13 protein-coding genes are annotated in these 16629 nt (G+C 64.7%); 4 read left to right on the top strand and 9 right to left on the bottom strand.

Annotation, left to right across the window (positions count from 1 at the left end):
* Positions 1-61 precede the first annotated feature (61 nt).
* From XH83_RS12215 to XH83_RS12185, 7 genes are all read right to left on the bottom strand, one after another.
* The gene (locus XH83_RS12215; protein ID WP_194407229.1) at positions 62-1864 is read right to left on the bottom strand and encodes an adenine deaminase C-terminal domain-containing protein; all 1803 of its coding nucleotides are present in this window, start codon (positions 1862-1864) and stop codon (positions 62-64) included.
* 85 nt (positions 1865-1949) lie between these two features.
* On the bottom strand, positions 1950-2747 hold the full coding sequence (locus tag XH83_RS12210; protein WP_194407228.1) for an NYN domain-containing protein: 798 nt from the start codon (positions 2745-2747) through the stop codon (positions 1950-1952).
* 52 nt (positions 2748-2799) lie between these two features.
* Positions 2800-4299, bottom strand: coding sequence for a tripartite tricarboxylate transporter permease (locus XH83_RS12205; RefSeq protein WP_194407227.1), 1500 nt, complete (start codon positions 4297-4299; stop codon positions 2800-2802).
* On the bottom strand, positions 4299-4784 hold the full coding sequence (locus XH83_RS12200) for a tripartite tricarboxylate transporter TctB family protein (protein ID WP_194407226.1): 486 nt from the start codon (positions 4782-4784) through the stop codon (positions 4299-4301). Before XH83_RS12200 ends, XH83_RS12205 begins: the two co-directional genes overlap by 1 nt.
* Positions 4781-5749 (bottom strand): tripartite tricarboxylate transporter substrate binding protein, encoded by a 969-nt coding sequence (locus tag XH83_RS12195; RefSeq protein ID WP_194407225.1) that lies wholly within the window; start codon positions 5747-5749, stop codon positions 4781-4783. Before XH83_RS12195 ends, XH83_RS12200 begins: the two co-directional genes overlap by 4 nt.
* A 104-nt stretch (positions 5750-5853) precedes the next feature.
* Positions 5854-6696, bottom strand: a complete 843-nt coding sequence (locus XH83_RS12190) for an IclR family transcriptional regulator (protein ID WP_194408242.1) — start codon at positions 6694-6696, stop codon at positions 5854-5856.
* Positions 6697-6886: 190 nt separating this feature from the next.
* Positions 6887-9016, bottom strand: coding sequence for an acetate--CoA ligase family protein (locus XH83_RS12185; protein ID WP_194407224.1), 2130 nt, complete (start codon positions 9014-9016; stop codon positions 6887-6889).
* 350 nt (positions 9017-9366) lie between these two features.
* On the opposite strand from XH83_RS12185, the gene XH83_RS12180 reads away from it, so the two are divergent.
* The 3 genes from XH83_RS12180 (at position 9367) to frc (ending at position 13210) form a co-directional block, all read left to right on the top strand.
* Positions 9367-10062, top strand: a complete 696-nt coding sequence (locus tag XH83_RS12180) for a GntR family transcriptional regulator (protein WP_194408241.1) — start codon at positions 9367-9369, stop codon at positions 10060-10062.
* Positions 10063-10135: 73 nt separating this feature from the next.
* The gene (gene oxc, locus XH83_RS12175; protein ID WP_194407223.1) at positions 10136-11869 is read left to right on the top strand and encodes an oxalyl-CoA decarboxylase; all 1734 of its coding nucleotides are present in this window, start codon (positions 10136-10138) and stop codon (positions 11867-11869) included.
* A gap of 63 nt (positions 11870-11932) precedes the next feature.
* Complete coding sequence (gene frc / locus XH83_RS12170; RefSeq protein WP_063195930.1) at positions 11933-13210, top strand: formyl-CoA transferase; 1278 nt, start codon at positions 11933-11935, stop codon at positions 13208-13210.
* Between the two features lie 69 nt (positions 13211-13279).
* Here the strand turns inward: frc and XH83_RS12165 are convergent, their stop codons facing one another.
* Entirely contained in the window at positions 13280-14239 is a 960-nt protein-coding gene (locus tag XH83_RS12165; RefSeq protein WP_194408240.1) for an alpha/beta fold hydrolase, read from the bottom strand.
* A gap of 220 nt (positions 14240-14459) precedes the next feature.
* Between XH83_RS12165 and XH83_RS12160 the strand changes: the two genes are divergently transcribed.
* Positions 14460-14903 carry an SRPBCC family protein gene (locus XH83_RS12160; RefSeq protein WP_194407222.1) on the top strand — a complete coding sequence of 148 codons (444 nt, stop codon included), beginning with the start codon at positions 14460-14462 and terminating at the stop codon, positions 14901-14903.
* A 144-nt stretch (positions 14904-15047) separates the two neighbouring features.
* On the opposite strand, the gene XH83_RS12155 is transcribed toward XH83_RS12160, so the two are convergent.
* Positions 15048-16379, bottom strand: coding sequence for an Hsp70 family protein (locus XH83_RS12155; protein WP_194407221.1), 1332 nt, complete (start codon positions 16377-16379; stop codon positions 15048-15050).
* Between the last annotated feature and the right edge of the window lie 250 nt (positions 16380-16629).

Below are 16629 nucleotides of genomic sequence, written 5' to 3'. Positions count from 1 at the left end.
GGCAGCCGTGGAAAAATCGCGGCAGCTTCAGTCAGTTAGGCTGAGGCACGCGTGAAAGCCATCACTCGAACAGCGGCGCCAGCTCCATTTGCGGCACCAGCACGAGGCCCTTGTCGGTGATGCGAATTTCCGGAATGACCGATAGCGGAATCAAATTGAAACCCATGTAGGGGATGGTGCAGCCGGCCTTGGCCCACTCTTTCTTCAGGGCCTTAACTTCTTCGGCCACTTCCGTGACGCGCTTGTCGGACAGGAGGCCCGCGATCGGCAGCGCGACCAGCGCCCTCACCTCGCCGTCGGCGACGACGCAGACGCCGCCCTGCTGCGCCTTGATGGCGGCGATCGCCGCCTGCATATCCGGCTCGTTGGTGCCGGCGACGATGATGTTGTGGCTGTCGTGGCCGACGCTGGAGGCCACCGCGCCGCGCTTCAGGCCAAAATCCTTCAAGAGGCCGTGCGCGACGTTGCCAGCCGACTTGCCGTGGCGCTCGACCACCGCGACGAAGCAGAGGCCATAGCGCTCAAACAGCGCCGGCCAGCCCTTGGCCGGCTCGATCTTGACCTTCTCGTGGATCAACGTGATGCCGGGCAGCGCGGTCTTGATCGCGTTGACCGTACAGGCCTTCGCCGGAAGCTCCGGCGTCAGCTTGACCTTCTCCGGCAGCTTCACGGTCGCGTAAGCCGCTTTGGGATATTGATAGCGCTGCGACAGCGCCCGATCGAGGCTATCAGTGATCTTGCCATGCTCGACCACGAGCTCGCCGCCGTACCAGGTGCATTGCGGCTTGAGCTGATCGTCCATCAGCACGAGATCGGCGCGGCGCCCGCCACCGAGCCCGCCGATGTCGCCATCCATGGCGAAGCGCGTCGCGCCATGCAGCGAGCCCATCGACCAGGCCTGCTCCGGCGACATCCCCGTCTTCACCGCTTCGCGCACCACCCAGTCGAGGCCGAACAGCAGGAGATCGTCGGCGTCGCGGTCGTCGGTGCACACCGCCGTGCGCTTGTGCGAGGCTCCGAGCTCGGTGACGGTGCGGATCGCCTGCGGCAGCGAATGCCAGGGCGTCGTCGGCGGGCCGCCGCGCAAAAATACCCAGACGCCGGCGTCGAGCAGATCGTCAGCGATGTCGCGGTCGATCGCTTCGTGGGTGTCGGTGACGCCTGACGCCGCATAGGCCGCGACGAATTCGCGGCCGTAGACGTGGCCAGAAACGGGACGGCCACGCTTCAAGGCGGCCGCGAGGATGGCGTGGCTGCGCTCGTCGCCCATCGTAACAGGCACAAAATCCATCTTCTCGCCGAGCGCCACGGCCTCCGGCCAGCGATCGAACAGGCCGGCGATCTTGTCCGGTGTGAGATCGCCGCCGGCGGTCTCCAGTTCGGCCGAGGTCGCCGGAACCGTGCTTGGCACCGTCAGGAAGATCGAGAGCGGCGCCTGCCGCGCGTCCTCCAGCATCGCCTCGACGCCGGCGACATCCATGACGTTGCCGATCTCGTGGCTGTCACAGAAGATCGTGGTGGTGCCGTTCAGCAGCGCCGCTTCGGCGTAGGCACAAGCCGTCACCATCGAGGACTCGATATGGATGTGCGGATCGACCAGACCCGGCGCGACGATGCCGCCGGCGGCGTCGTAAGTCGCAGCGCCGCTCCAGATCTTCTTCGCCGCGCCGGCCGGCTTCACCGCCGCAATGCGGCCGCCTGATATCCAGACCTCGCGGTTCCCATGGATGCGCTCCGAATAAGTCGAGAGCACCTGCGCACCGGTGATGACGAGATCAGGCGCGACGCGTGCTGAGGCCACATCGGCCAGACGCCGGGTCATGCTGTGCAGCGGTGCGACGGAAAAGCGCGTGAGTTTGGTCATGGGAACCCTCGCTTGGCGTTACGGCCGAACGATAGTTACGCCCTACGCCAAACCGGGCAAACTCAAATATAACGGCACGCCCTGCTTACGCCTTAGGCGTCGAACCGCCTGCCGCCCTCGACCTTGGACGCCTGCGCGACTTCTGTGCTGTCGTCGCTGGCGCGGCAACCTTGACCCTGATCCGCACCGACCGCCCGTTTGTCTCATCGATCTCGAACGAATTGGTCTTTCGGACGAGGTCGCTCAGCTTGCGAAAACCGAACGTTCGCGGATCGAAATCGGAAGCCAGGTTGGCTAGCCGCTGCCCGAGTTCACGGAGCGCGACCCAACCGTCCTCGCTTTCCATCTGGGTGATGACCTTCTTGATGATGGGCGTGGCCGCATCGGGCGGCTGAAGCGGCGCAGACTTCGAGGCCGCGTCCTGGGTGGTCGCGGTGCCGGCAAGCAGGTTCTCGGTGTAGACGAACCTTCGGCAGGCCTGTCTGAAGCTCTCCGGTGTCTTCTGTTCGCCGAACCCAAAGACATCGACGCCCTGCTCCCGGATGCGGGCCGCGAGGCGGGTAAAGTCGCTGTCGGATGACACCAGGCAGAAGCCGTCGAACCGGCCGCTGTGAAGCAGATCCATCGCGTCGATGACCAGCGTGATGTCGGAGGCGTTCTTTCCTGTCGTATAGGCGAACTGCTGCTGTGGGATGATGGCGTGCTTCGACAGGATGTCGGCCCAGCCCCTGGATCGTGCATTGGAGAAGTCGCCGTAGATACGGCGAACGCTGGCCTCGCCGATCTTGGCAATCTCCTCGAACAATCCGTCCGCGATCTTCGCGGAGGCATTGTCGGCGTCGATCAGAACCGCAAGACGCGGCGAGCGGAGCTCGGAAGGCATGACAGTTCTCCACGAATGGCCGCGACACGAGACGACAAGTGCGCCAGGACGGTCAGTCCTCGTTCGCCTTGAACCGCCCCAGCCCCTTCAGCACGAATGGGGCCAGCAGCGCAACCAGCGCGACGCCGAGCAGCGTCGCCGAGATCGGGCTCTGCAGCAGCGTCATGGGATCGCCGAGGCTGATCGCGAGCGCGCGACGCAGCTGGCTCTCGGCGATCGGGCCGAGGATCAGGCCGACCACGACAGGAGCGATCGGAAAATCGAACCGGCGCATCAAGAAGCCGAGCACGCCGAAGCCTGATAGCATCGACAATTCCACCACCGAGGGCTTTGCCGCGATGGTGCCCATGGTCGCGAACACGAGGATGCCGGCATAAAGCCAGGGCTGCGGGATTGCGAGCAACCGCACCCAGAGCCCGACCAGCGGCAGGTTCAGCACCAGCAGCATCAGGTTGGCGATGAACAGGCTGGCGATCAGGCCCCACACGAGGTCCGGCCGCTCGGCGAACAGCAGCGGGCCCGGGTTGAGGCCGTATTGCTGGAAGCCCGCCAGCATCATCGCGGCCGTCGCCGAGGTCGGCAGCCCCAACGTCAAGAGCGGAACCAGGGTGCCGGCCGCGGAGGCGTTGTTGGCGGCTTCCGGCCCCGCGACACCTTCGATCGCACCCTTGCCGAATTCTTCGGGGTACTTCGTGAGGCGCTTCTCGGTCGAATAGGACAGGAAGGTCGGGATTTCCGCGCCGCCCGCGGGCAGCGCGCCGATCGGGAAGCCGAACATGGTGCCGCGCAGCCAGGGCTTCCACGAGCGCTTCCAATCTTCCTTTGTCATCCACAGCGAGCCACGCACCGCCTCCAGCTTCTCCTCGCTGTGGTGGCGGCGCGACGCGACATAGAGCGCCTCGCCGACCGCGAACAGCCCGACCGCCAGCGTCGTCACCTCGACGCCGTCGAGCAATTCAGGAACGCCGAATGCAAGCCGCGCCTGTCCCGTCAGCTTGTCGATGCCGACGAGGCCGAGCGTCAGGCCGATGAACAGGCTGGTCAGGCCGCGGATCGGGGAATCGCCGAACGTCGCCGATACCGTGACGAAAGCGACGCACATCAGCGCGAAATAATCCTCGGGGCCGAAGCGCACGGCGAAATCGACCAGCCACGGCGCAAGGAAGGCAAGACCGATGGTGGCAATGGTTCCGGCTACAAAGGAGCCGATCGCGGAGGTCGCAAGCGCCGGCCCGCCGCGGCCGGCCTTGGCCATCTTGTTGCCTTCGAGCGCGGTCGCCATCGAGGCGCTCTCGCCGGGCGTGTTGATCAGGATCGCGGTGGTCGAGCCGCCATACATGCCGCCGTAATAGATGCCCGCGAACATGATGAGCGAGCCGCCGGGATCGAGCTTGTAGGTCACCGGCAGCAACAGCGCGACCGTCAGCGCGGGGCCGATGCCGGGCAGCACGCCGACGGCCGTGCCGAGGAACACGCCGATCAGCGCATAGAGCAGGTTGATCGGCTGAATGGCGACGAGCATGCCGTGCGCCAGCGCCGCAAAAGTGTCCATCACAGCAGTCGCTCCAGCGGGCCGGTCGGAAGGCTCAACGTCAACAATCGGTCGAACGCGAGATAGATGAGGGTCGACATCACGACGGCGATGATGCTGTCGACGAAGATGGCCCGGCGTCCGAAGGCCGCCGACGTCGTCACGAACAGCGCCGAGGTCGCAAGGATAAAGCCGCCGCCGAAGCCGATGATGGCGATCAACAGCGCCAGGCCGACGAGGATCAGAAACACCGGAACCGGATCGGTGCTCTCGCGCGCCGGCAGATTGCCGCGCACCGCGTCGATGAAATTGCCGATCGCGAGCAGCGCAAGGCCGCTGGCGACCACGACCGGCATCGCCTCCGGCCCCATGCCATACATCGCGGTGGATGACAGGCCGCGCGCGTCCCAGACCAGCACCGCGGCGAGCACGGCGAGCAGCGCAGCGATGACGATACCGGCGCGATCGACGCGCCGCGGCGGCTGGGTGGGACCGCCCGAGGTCATGACTTGACCAGGCCCACCGATTTCAGCACGTCGGTGACCCGCACGGTTTCCTTCTTCAGGAAGTCGGCGAAGGCGTCTCCCCCGAGATAGGCGTCCTCCCAACCCTTCTGCTTGAGGATCTCCTTCCAGGCATCCGACTTCACCATCTTCTCGATCGCGTCGCTCAAGGTCTTCTTCTGCTCCGGCGTGATGCCGGGAGGCGCGACCACCGAGCGCCAATTGGCGATCACGAGGTCGATGCCCTGCTCCTTGAAGGTCGGGATGTCGCTGCCCGGGATGCGCTTCTCCGAAGTCACGCCGATCGCGCGCAGCTTGCCGGACTTGATCTGCCCTTCATATTCGCTGAGGCCCGAAATCCCCGCGGTGACCTTGCCGCCGAGGATCGCGGCAAGCGACTCGCCGCCACCGGAGAACGGGATGTAATTGATCTTCTTGGCGTCGGCGCCGACGGCCCCGGCGAACAGTGCCGCCATCACATGATCGACGCCGCCGGCAGAGCCGCCGGCGAAGGTCACCTTGGCGATATCGGCCTTCACCGCGGCAGCGAGATCCTGCGCGGTCTTGATCGGCGAATTCGCGGGCACCACGATCACCTGGATTTCTTCGGTGAGACGCGCGATCGGCGTTACCTGTTCCAGCGTCACCGGCGACTTGTTCATGGCGAGCGCGCCCACCATGACGAAGCCGTTGACCATCATCTGGTTGCCGTCGCCCTTGGCGCCATTGACGAACTGGGCGATGCCGACGCTGCCGCCCGCACCGGGAACATTGGTGACCTGCACACTGCGCGCAACGCCCGAAGCCACCAGCGCCTGCTGCATCGAGCGCGCGGTCTGGTCCCAGCCGCCGCCCGGGGCCGCCGGCGCCATCAGCTTGAGTTCGAGCTGCTGGGCAAGAGAAGGCGTCGCTGCCGCAAGGGTCAGCGCGACGGCTGCGCCGACAAGGCGCGTGGAAAATCGAAACATTGGGCATCTCCAGGCTCATGCGGACGTTTGCCGCATTGTGTCGTTTGGTCGCATATCAGCCAAAACGACCGATGCTGTCCAGCGACAGTGCCCGGATTTTCCAATTAGCGGGGCGTCGGCATCACCCCGCCGAGCGCAAGGGTCAGCTCGCCGGCGACGTCGCGCACGATTTGGCCCACTTCCGGCAATCTGTCGTCGGTCAGGCGGCTGGTCATGCCCGAGACCGAAATCGCCGCCAGCGGCTCGGCGCAGTCGTTGTATACCACCGCAGCAATGCAGCGCAGGCCCATGCAGGCCTCTTCATCGTCGAGCGCAAACCCCTGCTTGCGGATCTTTTCGAGCTCCTTGAACAGGTCACTCGGGCGCACGATCGATTTCTCGGTCAGGCGGGGCATGCCGTGATGGCGGATGACGGCGCCGACGTCCTCGTCCGAATAGGTCGCGAGCACCGCCTTGCCCACGCCTGACGTGACCATGGCGACGCGGCCGCCGACCTGGGTCAGCGAGCGCATGATCTCGCGGCTTTCCATCCGGGTCAGCACGATGATGAATTCGTCGTCGACCACGGCGAGATTGGCGGTCTCGCGGGTGAGATCGCGCAGCTTGCGCAAGTAGGGAATTGCCTGCGTGGAGAAATTGCGCCGCCGCGCAAAGCTTGCGCCGACCGTGAAGGCGCGCGAGCCGACGTGCCATTTGGATGCCGCACGGTCGAACTGGACGAAGCGCCGGCTTTCCAGTGTCGCCAACAAGCGGTGCACGGTCGAGGCCGACAGGCCGGTGCGGATGGCGAGATCGCTGAGGCGGTAGCCTTCGTCGTCCTCGGCCAGTGTTTCCAGGATCGACAGCGCGCGGTCGACCGACTGCACGCCGCCGTCGCGTGCGTCATGGTCAGCCTCCGATGACGATCGAGGCTCAAGTGATTTGCGCCGGATCACGTTCTTGCTCATCGCGACCTGCATCTCTTCTTTCCCCTCTCCCCCGCTTGTGGGGCCGAGACGAGCTTCGCTCGCTCAGAGAGGGTCAGGGTGAGGGAGTCTCCGCAAGGACAGTGGCAGATGAACTCGCGGAGGGCCCCTCACCCGGAATTTGCTGCGCAAATTCCGGTCTCTCCCCGCAAGCGGGGAGAGGCGAAGATCGTCAGAGCAGCCCTGCCCCGCGCGCCCACCTGTACTTGGCGCCGAGGACCTCGACCGGCAACTCGGTCGAATAAGCATAGGCCGGGATGCCGTTCTGGTAGAGATATTCGGCGGCTTCCTCGACCTCGACGTCGCCGGCGAGCGAGGCGACGATCGGCTTCACGAAGCCCTTGGCCTCCATCTCCTTCTTCACCTCGACCATGTTGCGGGCGAACACCATCGGCGGGGTGACGATGGTGTGCCAGTAGCCGAGGATCAGCGAGTGGATGCGCTCATCGGAGAGGCCGAGCTTCACCGTGTTGACGTAGGTGATCGGCGGCTCGCCGCCGGTGATATCCACAGGATTTCCGGCCGCACCGAACGGCGGGATGAACTTGCGGAAGGCCGCATCGAGATCCGGCGGCATCGACATCAGCGACAGGCCGTTGTCGACGCAGGAGTCCGACAGCAGCACGCCCGAGCCGCCGGCACCGGTGATGATCAGCACGTTCTCACCCTTCGGCGTCGGCAGCACCGGCACGCCGCGGGCGAATTCGAGCAATTGCCGCAAGCTGCGGGCCCGGATCACGCCCGACTGCGCCAGCACGTCCTCGTAGATCTTGTCGTTGCCGGCGAGCGCGCCGGTGTGCGACGAGGCCGCCTTGGCGCCGGCCGACGTGCGGCCGGCCTTGAGCACGACGACCGGCTTCTTTTTGGAGACGCGCTTTGCCGCTTCCGCAAAGGCGCGACCGTCCTTGAGGTCTTCGCAGTGCTGCGCGATCAGGTTCGTGTTCGGATCCTGCTCGAAGAAGGCGAGCAGATCGTCCTCGTCGATATCGGACTTGTTGCCGAGGCCGACGATGGCCGAAACGCCCATCTTCGCCGAACGCGAGAAGCCGATGATGGCCATGCCGATGCCGCCCGACTGCGACGACAGCGCCGCGTGGCCCTTGACGTCGTAGGCCGTGCAGAAGGTCGCGCAGAGATTGGCCGGTGTATAATAGAAGCCGTAGATGTTCGGCCCCATCAGGCGGATGTCGTACTTCTTGCCGACCTCGACGATCTCGGCCTGCAGCTCCGGCGCGCCGGCTTCCGCGAAGCCCGACGGGATCAGCACCGCGCCCGGGATTTTCTTCTCGCCACATTCGGTCAGCGCCGCCGCGACGAACTTGGCAGGGATCGCGAACACGGCGGTGTCGATCACGCCGGGCACGTCCTTGACGCTCTTGTAGGCCTTGTAGCCGAGGATCTCGGCGGCCTTGGGATGGATCGGATAGATGTCGCCCTTGTAGCCGCCGTTGATGAGGTTCTTCATCACGGAGTTGCCGATCTTGCCGTCCTCGGCGGAGGCGCCGACCACGGCGACGGCCTTCGGCTGCATGATGCGGCTCATCGCCGCGACGATCTCTTCGGTCGGGCGCGGCTTCGGCTTCGGCACATAGGCGAAGTCGACGACGATGCGGACGTCGGCCGCGATCGCGCTCTTCGCCGTGGCGAACACCGGGTTGAGGTCGAGCTCGACGATCTCTGGGAAATCGGTGACGAGCTGCGAAACCTTGACGATGACATCGGCCAGCGCCGTACGGTTCACCGCTTCCCCACCGCGCACACCCTTCAAAATCTCGTGCGCCTGGATGCCGTCGAGCATCGAGAGCGCGTCTTCCTTGGTCGCGGGCGCGAGGCGGAAGGTGATGTCCTTGAGCACCTCGACCAACACGCCGCCGAGGCCGAAGGCGACCAGCTTGCCGAACGAGCCGTCGGTGATCGAGCCGACGATGACTTCGGTGCCGCCGGCCAGCATCTGCTGCACCTGCACGCCCTCGATCTTGGCATCAGCCTTGTACTTCCTGGCGTTGGACAGAATGGTCTCGTAGGCCTTTTCGGCGTCCTCAGCCGTCTTGAGGCCGACGATGACGCCGCCGGCTTCGGTCTTGTGGAGAATGTCCGGCGAGACGATCTTCATCACGACCGGGAAGCCCATCGAGGAGGCCATCTTGCCGGCCTCGCCCGCCGACTTGGCCACGCCCTCCTTTGGAACCGGAATGCCGTAGGCGTCGCAGACCAGCTTGCCTTCCGGGGCCGTCAGGCTGGTGCGGTTGTCCGCCTTGACCTGGTCAAGCACCTTGCGGACGGCTTCTTTGGAATTGGACATGTGGCTTCTCCCTTGACCTCAGTTCGTTCTTTTCAAAGCGCGCGCGTATTTGCGGCTGCCCGTGATGCTTGCCATTCGCCGCGCTCTGTTCCATGTCGCGGGCGGGAGCGGCATAAAGCCCAAGATTACTCCGCCGCTTTGGATCAAAAATGGCTGGCGATGGCATTTGGTATGCCAGAAGCCAACTTGTCAAGCTGCAGCATGGCTTAGAACGCCGCAAAAAATAGCCGCCTTGACATTCTGGCATGTGGTATGCCAAAAACTTTCCCGTTAATATTCCTGTAAAAGACGACTCCCACTGGAGGAGATTCGTCGTGTCACTACGGAAACCAACCAAGGCGTTGCCGAACATGGCCGAGGCAGACATCGCAATCGTTCGTATTGCCCCGGAGAGCAGCTTCAAGAACAAGGCGTATGACGCCTTGAAGGAAGCCATCCTCAAGATGGACATCTATTCGACGCCCGAGCCGGTGATGCTGGACGAGCGCGCGCTGTCCGAACGCCTGGGTGTCAGCCGCACCCCGATCCGCGAAGCCATCGCGATGCTCGAGCAGGACGGTTTCGTGAAGACGGTTCCGCGCCGCGGCATCATGGTGGTGCGCCGGACCAAGAGCGAGATCGTCGACATGATCCGCGCCTGGGCGGCGCTGGAGAGCATGGCCGCGCGCCTCATCACCACCACCGCGCGCAAGAAGGACATCACGGCGCTGCGCGACTATTTCAAGGACTTCGGCAAGGACCGCCTGCCCGAGGATCATGTCGAGGAATATTCGCGCGCCAACATCGCCTTCCATCAGGCGCTGATCTCGCTGTCGGAATCGCCGGTGCTGGTCGATCTCACCAATGACCTGCTGCTGCACGTGCGCGGCTATCGCCAGCTGACCATCGGACGCAAGGACCGCACCGCGACCTCGCTGCCCGAGCATCTCGCGATGATCGAAGCACTCGAAGCGCGCGATACCGAACTTGCGGAGAAGCGCGCCCGCGACCACACCCTCGGCCTTGCCTCTTACGTCGAAGCGCATGGCCAGGAATTGTTCACGTAACTGTTCACCTAGCAACGTTCACCAGAAGGGCGAACAATTCGCCCCGCTACTTGAGACCAGGGAGAGAAGGCCCATGCTGAATACCGCGACCAAGTCCGAGGCACCGGGCACCGAGCAGGAACTGACGGATGGCTTCCATCTCGTCATCGACGCGCTCAAGCTGAACGGCATCAACACTATCTATAATGTGCCGGGCATCCCGATCACGGATTTGGGCCGCATGGCGCAAGCCGAAGGCATTCGCGTGATTTCCTTCCGCCACGAGCAGAACGCCGGTTACGCCGCAGGCATCGCCGGCTATCTCACCAAGAAGCCCGGCGTCTGCCTCACGGTCTCCGCGCCCGGCTTCCTCAACGGTCTCACCGCACTCGCGCACGCCACCACCAACTGCTACCCGATGATCCTGGTCTCGGGCTCCTCCGAGCGCGAGATCGTCGACCTGCAGCAGGGCGACTACGAGGAAATGGACCAGCTCGCGATCGCCAAGCCGTTGTGCAAGGCGGCCTATCGCGTGCTGCACGCCCAGGACATCGGGATCGGTTTTGCCCGCGCGATCCGCGCCGCGGTCTCGGGCCGTCCGGGCGGCGTCTATCTCGACCTTCCCGCAAAACTGTTCGGCCAGGTCATGAGCGCCGATGCCGGCCAGAAGTCGCTGGTCAAGGTGATCGACGCGGCGCCCGCGCAGATCCCCTCGCCCGCTTCGGTCAAGCGTGCGCTCGACGTACTCAAGAGCGCCAAGCGTCCGCTCATCATCCTCGGCAAGGGTGCGGCCTACGCGCAGGCCGACGAAGAGATCAAGAATTTCGTCGAGAAGAGCGGCGTGCCGTTCCTCCCCATGAGCATGGCCAAGGGCCTGCTCCCAGACACCCATCCGCAGTGCGCCGGCGCGGCCCGCTCGACGGTGCTGAAGGAATCCGACGTCGTCATGCTGATCGGCGCGCGGCTGAACTGGCTGCTCTCGCACGGCAAGGGCAAGAGCTGGGGCGAATCCCCGAAGAAGTTCATCCAGGTCGACATCGAGCCGCGTGAGATGGACTCCAACGTCGAGATCGTCGCGCCCGTGGTCGGCGACATCGGCTCGGTCGTCTCCGCCTTCAACCAGGCGATGGGAACGGGCTGGACCGCCCCTCCCGCCGACTGGACCAAGGCCATCTCGTCCAAGCGCGAAGAGAACGTCGCCAAGATGGCGCCGAAGCTCATGAACAACAAATCGCCGATGGACTATCACGGCGCGCTCGGCGTGCTTAAGAACGTCATCAAGGAGCACCCCGAGGCGATCCTCGTCAACGAGGGCGCCAACACGCTCGATCTCGCCCGCGGCGTCATCGACATGTACCGGCCGCGCAAGCGTCTCGACGTCGGCACCTGGGGCGTGATGGGCATCGGCATGGGCCAGGCGATCGCGGCCGCGCTCGAGACCGGCCATCCCGTGCTGGCCGTGGAAGGCGACTCGGCCTTCGGCTTCTCCGGCATGGAGGTCGAGACCATCTGCCGCTACAACCTGCCGATCTGCGTCGTCATATTCAACAATGACGGCATCTATCGCGGCACCGACGTCAACGGCGCCAATTCCGATCCGGCGACGACAGTGTTCGTCAAGGGCGCGCGCTACGACAAGATGATGGAAGCCTTCGGCGGCGTCGGCGTCAACGCGACCTCGCCCGACGAGCTGAAGCGCGCCGTCAACGAGGCCATGAAGTCCGGCAAGCCGACGCTCATCAACGCGGTGATCGATCCGGCCGCCGGCTCGGAAAGCGGCCGCATCGGCAACCTCAATCCGCAGAGCGTTCTGCAGAAGAAGAAGTAAGTCCACCCCTCAACCCTTTATTCCCTGCCGGCTGCAGGGGCAGACACAGTACGGAGCAACAAGATGACCAAAGCGCTCACGGGCGTTCGCATTCTCGATTTCACTCACGTCCAGTCCGGGCCGACCTGCACGCAGCTGCTGGCGTGGTTCGGCGCCGACGTGATCAAGGTGGAACGTCCGGGCGTGGGTGACATCACCCGCGGCCAGCTGCAGGACATCCCGAACGTGGACAGCCTGTATTTCACCATGCTCAACCACAACAAGCGCTCGATCACGCTCGACACCAAGAACCCCAAGGGCAAGGAAGTCCTCACCGAGTTGATCAAGAAGTGCGACGTGCTGGTCGAGAATTTCGGCCCCGGCGTGCTCGACCGCATGGGCTTCCCCTGGGAGAAGATCCAGGCGATCAACCCGAAGATGATCGTCGCCTCGATCAAGGGTTTTGGCCCCGGACCGTACGAAGACTGCAAGGTCTATGAGAACGTCGCGCAGTGCACCGGCGGCGCCGCCTCGACCACGGGCTTCCGCGACGGCCTGCCGCTCGTCACCGGCGCGCAGATCGGCGATTCCGGCACCGGCCTGCACCTGGCGCTGGGCATCGTCACCGCGCTCTATCAGCGCACGCATTCGGGCAAGGGCCAGCGCGTCACCGCCGCGATGCAGGACGGCGTGCTCAACCTCGCCCGCGTCAAGCTGCGCGACCAGCAGCGCCTTGCCCACGGCCCGCTCAAGGAATACAGCCAGTTCGGCGAAGGCATTCCGTTCGGCGATGCCGTGCCGCGCGCCGGCAACGACTCGGGCGGTGGCCAGCCCGGCCGCATCCTGAAGTGCAAGGGCTGGGAGACCGATCCCAACGCCTACATCTACTTCATCACCCAGGCTCCGGTCTGGGAGAAGATCTGCGACGTGATCGGCGAGCCCACTTGGAAGACCGATCCGAACTACGCGAAGCCTGCGGCCCGCCTGCCGCGCCTCAACGAGATCTTCGCCCGCATCGAGCAGTGGACGATGACCAAGACCAAGTTCGAGGCGATGGAAATCCTCAACAAGGACGACATCCCCTGCGGCCCGATCCTGTCGATGAAGGAAATCGCCGAAGACCAGTCGCTGCGCGCGACCGGGACCGTGGTCGAGGTCGATCACCCCACCCGCGGCAAGTACATCTCGGTCGGCAACCCGATCAAGCTGTCGGATTCACCGAGCGAGGTGGAGCGCTCCCCGCTGCTCGGCGAGCACACCGACGAGATCCTGCGCTCGGTGCTCGGCTTCAGCGACCATCAGGTCGCCGAGATCCACAAGTCCGGCGCGCTCGACCCGCCGCAGAAGCAGGCCGCGGAGTAAGCGGACACAACAGCGAATGACGAAGGCCGCCGGTTTCGGCGGCCTTTTTGTTTGATCCCGATTTCGAGCTTAGTGCTCTCCGAGCTGACCGCGAAAATACTTCACCACCGCTGCATTGAACTCGCGATGAAAGCCCACCCGGTCGAACCCGGCCGGCGTGTCGGTACAGATGCGGGGGACGGCTGCCGCGAGCTCGGCCGAACACGGCGCGAGGAACGCAAAATGGCCGGCCGGCACGACATGAATCTCCGGCTTGCCCGGCAATCCCTGCGCGACGCGCTCCGTGCCCGAGCCGTCGCCGACACCGGGGCCGCCGAACTGCGAGCGCCAGAACTGGAACGGCACCTTGACGACGGCGAGATTCTCCCGCGTCAGGGTGCCTGGCGCGGGATCGACGATGACGGCGGTTCGGATGCGCGCATCCTGGATCGGCTCGGGCGGCGTCTCACCATTGTGAAGCTGCGCGCAAGCGCCGCTCGTCTCCTTGCAGAAGCTGGCGACCCTCGCGAAATCAGGCTTGGTCCCCATCAGCACGAAGCCGGTCGCACCGCCACTCGAGAAACCAAAGAACCCAACCTGGGCAGGATCGATCACCGCCCTGTCCTTCCAGTTCTTCAGCATGAAATCGAGCAAACGAACGATATCCGCCGGACGCGAGCCCCAGAGAGACAGCGTATCGCGCCGTGAGGAATCGTTTGCGGTGTCACCGGGATGGTTGACGGCCGCAACGACGAAGCCCGCATCGGCCAGCGCCTCCGCGGTGTCGTGATGCTGGCCGAACCAGCCGCCACGACCGTGCGAAAAGATGATGACCGGGAGTTTCGCGCCGGTGACGGGACAATCCCTCGCCCCCTTCAGGTCGAAATCGGCGCCGACCGCAAGGCTGCCCAACGCCACATGCGCCGGCTCGGCCGCGCACGGATACCAGATCGCGCCTGACAGCGCCGGGCCGGATTCAAGGAGCTGAATGCCCGCAGCCTCCGCGGTCGACGTGAAACAGCAGAAAATGACGGCAAAAGCCCAAAGCATCCTGCGCAACGGAAGTCCCCCGGTTTCGCGCTAGAGTTGAACGAAGAAGGGCAGCGGAATTGTGGCTTCGGTTTTGAAGCGGATGCAGATTGCCGGCGGCCGGTCACCCGCCAAAAAACTCGAGACCTCGTGTCGGATCGGCGGTGTCCCGGTCGTCCTCGTGACATGAAGGGGCCATAGACACCAATCTCGGGCCCATCAATCAATGAGGATAACAACCATGCCCAGCACGATCCGCCTGCACCGTGTTCTCGCCACCAGCCCGCAGAAGGTCTATCGCGCCTTCCTGGAGGCGGATGCGATGGCGAAATGGCTGCCGCCGAACGGCTTCACCTGCACCGTGCATCATTTCGAGCCCAAGGTGGGCGGCACGTTCAAGATGTCGTTCCGGAACTTCACGACGGGCAACAGCCATTCGTTCGGCGGTGAATATCTCGAGCTCGTGCCCGGCGAACGCCTGCGCTACACGGACAAGTTCGACGATCCCAACCTGCCCGGCGAAATCCAGGTCACCGTGATCCTGAAGAAAGTTTCGGTCGGCACCGAGATCGACATCACGCAGGCCGGCATTCCCGACGTCATCCCGCCGGAGGCCTGCTATCTCGGCTGGCAGGAATCGCTGCGCAATCTGGCGAAGCTCGTCGAGCCCGAGATCACTCAGTAGCGGCGACATCAGTATCGTAGGGCGGCAAGCCGCACTGGCGCCGCGCCGCCATTCGTTTCTGGTCGCGTACGGGACGTGGGCACGCTTCGCATTGCCCACCCTACGGCGCTGCGCCCGCAATGGCGGAGAACGAGGAAGCGAGCGCTACGCGCCCGCCTTCTTTCCGATCCCGCCATCGGCGGTCCAGCGATCCGGCTCCGGACTGTGCCCGATCAGCGCGAGGCCATAGGCGATCGACTCGAACTGGTCGCCCGACATCAGCTGTTCGTTGCCGAAGCGTTCGGCGAACAGTTTTCGCACCGCCGGCACGAACGAGGTGCCGCCGGTCAGGAACACCTTCTCGACTTCGCGCGCGGTGATGCCGGCTTCGCCCAGCACCTTGTCGACGGTGGCGCCGAGGCGAGCGATGTCGTCGGCGATCCAGGATTCGAAATTCTTTCGCGTGACGGTCGATCCGATATCGACGCCGCCGCCTCTGAAACGGAAATTCACCTCGTCCTGCGCCGACAGCGCAACCTTGGCGTCGGACACTGCGCGGTACAGCGCAAAGCCGAGGTCGAGATCGACGATGGTGATGAAATCCTCGAGCAGTTCAGGCTTCAGCGCGGTGCGCGCAAGCTCCCGGAGCTCGCGCAGATCGCCATTGCTCTTCATCATCGCCAGCTGATGCCAGCGGGCCAGGTTGGTAAAATGACCGCTGGGGATCGGCAGCACCTTGTCGAAGGAGCGGAAGCTGGAGCCCTTGCCCAGGCGCGGCGAGACCACGTGATCGACGATGCGGTAGTCGAACGTGTCGCCGGCAATCCCGATGCCGGCATGGCCGAGCGGCTCGGCGCGTAGGGCACCGCCTTTGCGCGAAAAGCGCATCACGGAGAAATCGCTGGTGCCGCCGCCGAAATCCGCAACCAGCACGGTGGCATCGCGCTCAAGCTTTCGGGCGAAGGAGAACGCGGCGCCGACCGGCTCGTAAACATAGCGCGCGTGGCCGGCGCCGAGGCGCTCGAAGGCGGCACGGTAGCGCTGCATTGCCAGCGCCTCATCCGGATTGCCGCCGGCAAAGCGCACGGGCCGGCCGACCGTGATGTTGGACGCCTCGAAGCCGAACTTCTCACCGCCATGGCGCGCCAGCGTGCGCAGGAATGCCGCCAGGATGTCCTCGAACTTGAAGCGCTGCCGGAACACTTGCGTCGTCTGGAAGCTGCTGCTGGCGGCAAACGTCTTGAACGACTGGAGGAACCGGTAGACGTGGCGGCCTTCGAGGAACGTCTCGATCGCCCACGGGCCGCCCTCGGCCTGGGCCCCGGCGCCCGGCCGGTCCTCCCAGAAGCACAGCGCCGAGACGTAGGTGCTGTGGCGCTGGCCGCCGTGGTCGAAGCGGATGGCCTCGACCCGGCGGTCGTCCGCCGCGAGCGCGACGACCGTATTGCTGGTCCCAAAATCGATGCCGATCGAGACGGCGGGCGAGGCGCTCGACATGAACCACTCTGACGGTTGATTGGATAAGGGGGCGGACCACTAGCCGCTTTGACTTGTCCTGCCAAGCCCGTCTGCTGCAGTGCGGCCGGAGCCTGGCGCCCGCCGCAATGAGATTCCGGGATTCCGCCCAGGCTTTCGCGCCTTTCGGCAATGATAGGGCCCGCTCAGCGGCTCAAGATGGGCAATTTTATGCCCGAACCGGCCGCATTAACCCGGCGTTATGCTGCAATGCGGCGCATTACATGCTGCC

The organism is Bradyrhizobium sp. CCBAU 53351 (genome assembly GCF_015291745.1).
Lineage (GTDB): Bacteria > Pseudomonadota > Alphaproteobacteria > Rhizobiales > Xanthobacteraceae > Bradyrhizobium.
This window is presented reverse-complemented; position numbering and strand designations above follow the sequence as displayed.

Bases quoted from the DNA above. Each gene is read 5' to 3' on its own strand.
- XH83_RS12215 (WP_194407229.1), bottom strand. From the start codon at position 1,864: ATGACCAAACTCACGCGCTTTTCCGTCGCACCGCTGCACAGCATGACC.
- XH83_RS12210 (WP_194407228.1), bottom strand. From the start codon at position 2,747: ATGCCTTCCGAGCTCCGCTCGCCGCGTCTTGCGGTTCTGATCGACGCC.
- XH83_RS12205 (WP_194407227.1), bottom strand. From the start codon at position 4,299: ATGGACACTTTTGCGGCGCTGGCGCACGGCATGCTCGTCGCCATTCAG.
- XH83_RS12200 (WP_194407226.1), bottom strand. From the start codon at position 4,784: ATGACCTCGGGCGGTCCCACCCAGCCGCCGCGGCGCGTCGATCGCGCC.
- XH83_RS12195 (WP_194407225.1), bottom strand. From the start codon at position 5,749: ATGTTTCGATTTTCCACGCGCCTTGTCGGCGCAGCCGTCGCGCTGACC.
- XH83_RS12190 (WP_194408242.1), bottom strand. From the start codon at position 6,696: ATGAGCAAGAACGTGATCCGGCGCAAATCACTTGAGCCTCGATCGTCA.
- XH83_RS12185 (WP_194407224.1), bottom strand. From the start codon at position 9,016: ATGTCCAATTCCAAAGAAGCCGTCCGCAAGGTGCTTGACCAGGTCAAG.
- XH83_RS12180 (WP_194408241.1), top strand. From the start codon at position 9,367: ATGGCCGAGGCAGACATCGCAATCGTTCGTATTGCCCCGGAGAGCAGC.
- oxc (WP_194407223.1), top strand. From the start codon at position 10,136: ATGCTGAATACCGCGACCAAGTCCGAGGCACCGGGCACCGAGCAGGAA.
- frc (WP_063195930.1), top strand. From the start codon at position 11,933: ATGACCAAAGCGCTCACGGGCGTTCGCATTCTCGATTTCACTCACGTC.
- XH83_RS12165 (WP_194408240.1), bottom strand. From the start codon at position 14,239: ATGCTTTGGGCTTTTGCCGTCATTTTCTGCTGTTTCACGTCGACCGCG.
- XH83_RS12160 (WP_194407222.1), top strand. From the start codon at position 14,460: ATGCCCAGCACGATCCGCCTGCACCGTGTTCTCGCCACCAGCCCGCAG.
- XH83_RS12155 (WP_194407221.1), bottom strand. From the start codon at position 16,379: ATGTCGAGCGCCTCGCCCGCCGTCTCGATCGGCATCGATTTTGGGACC.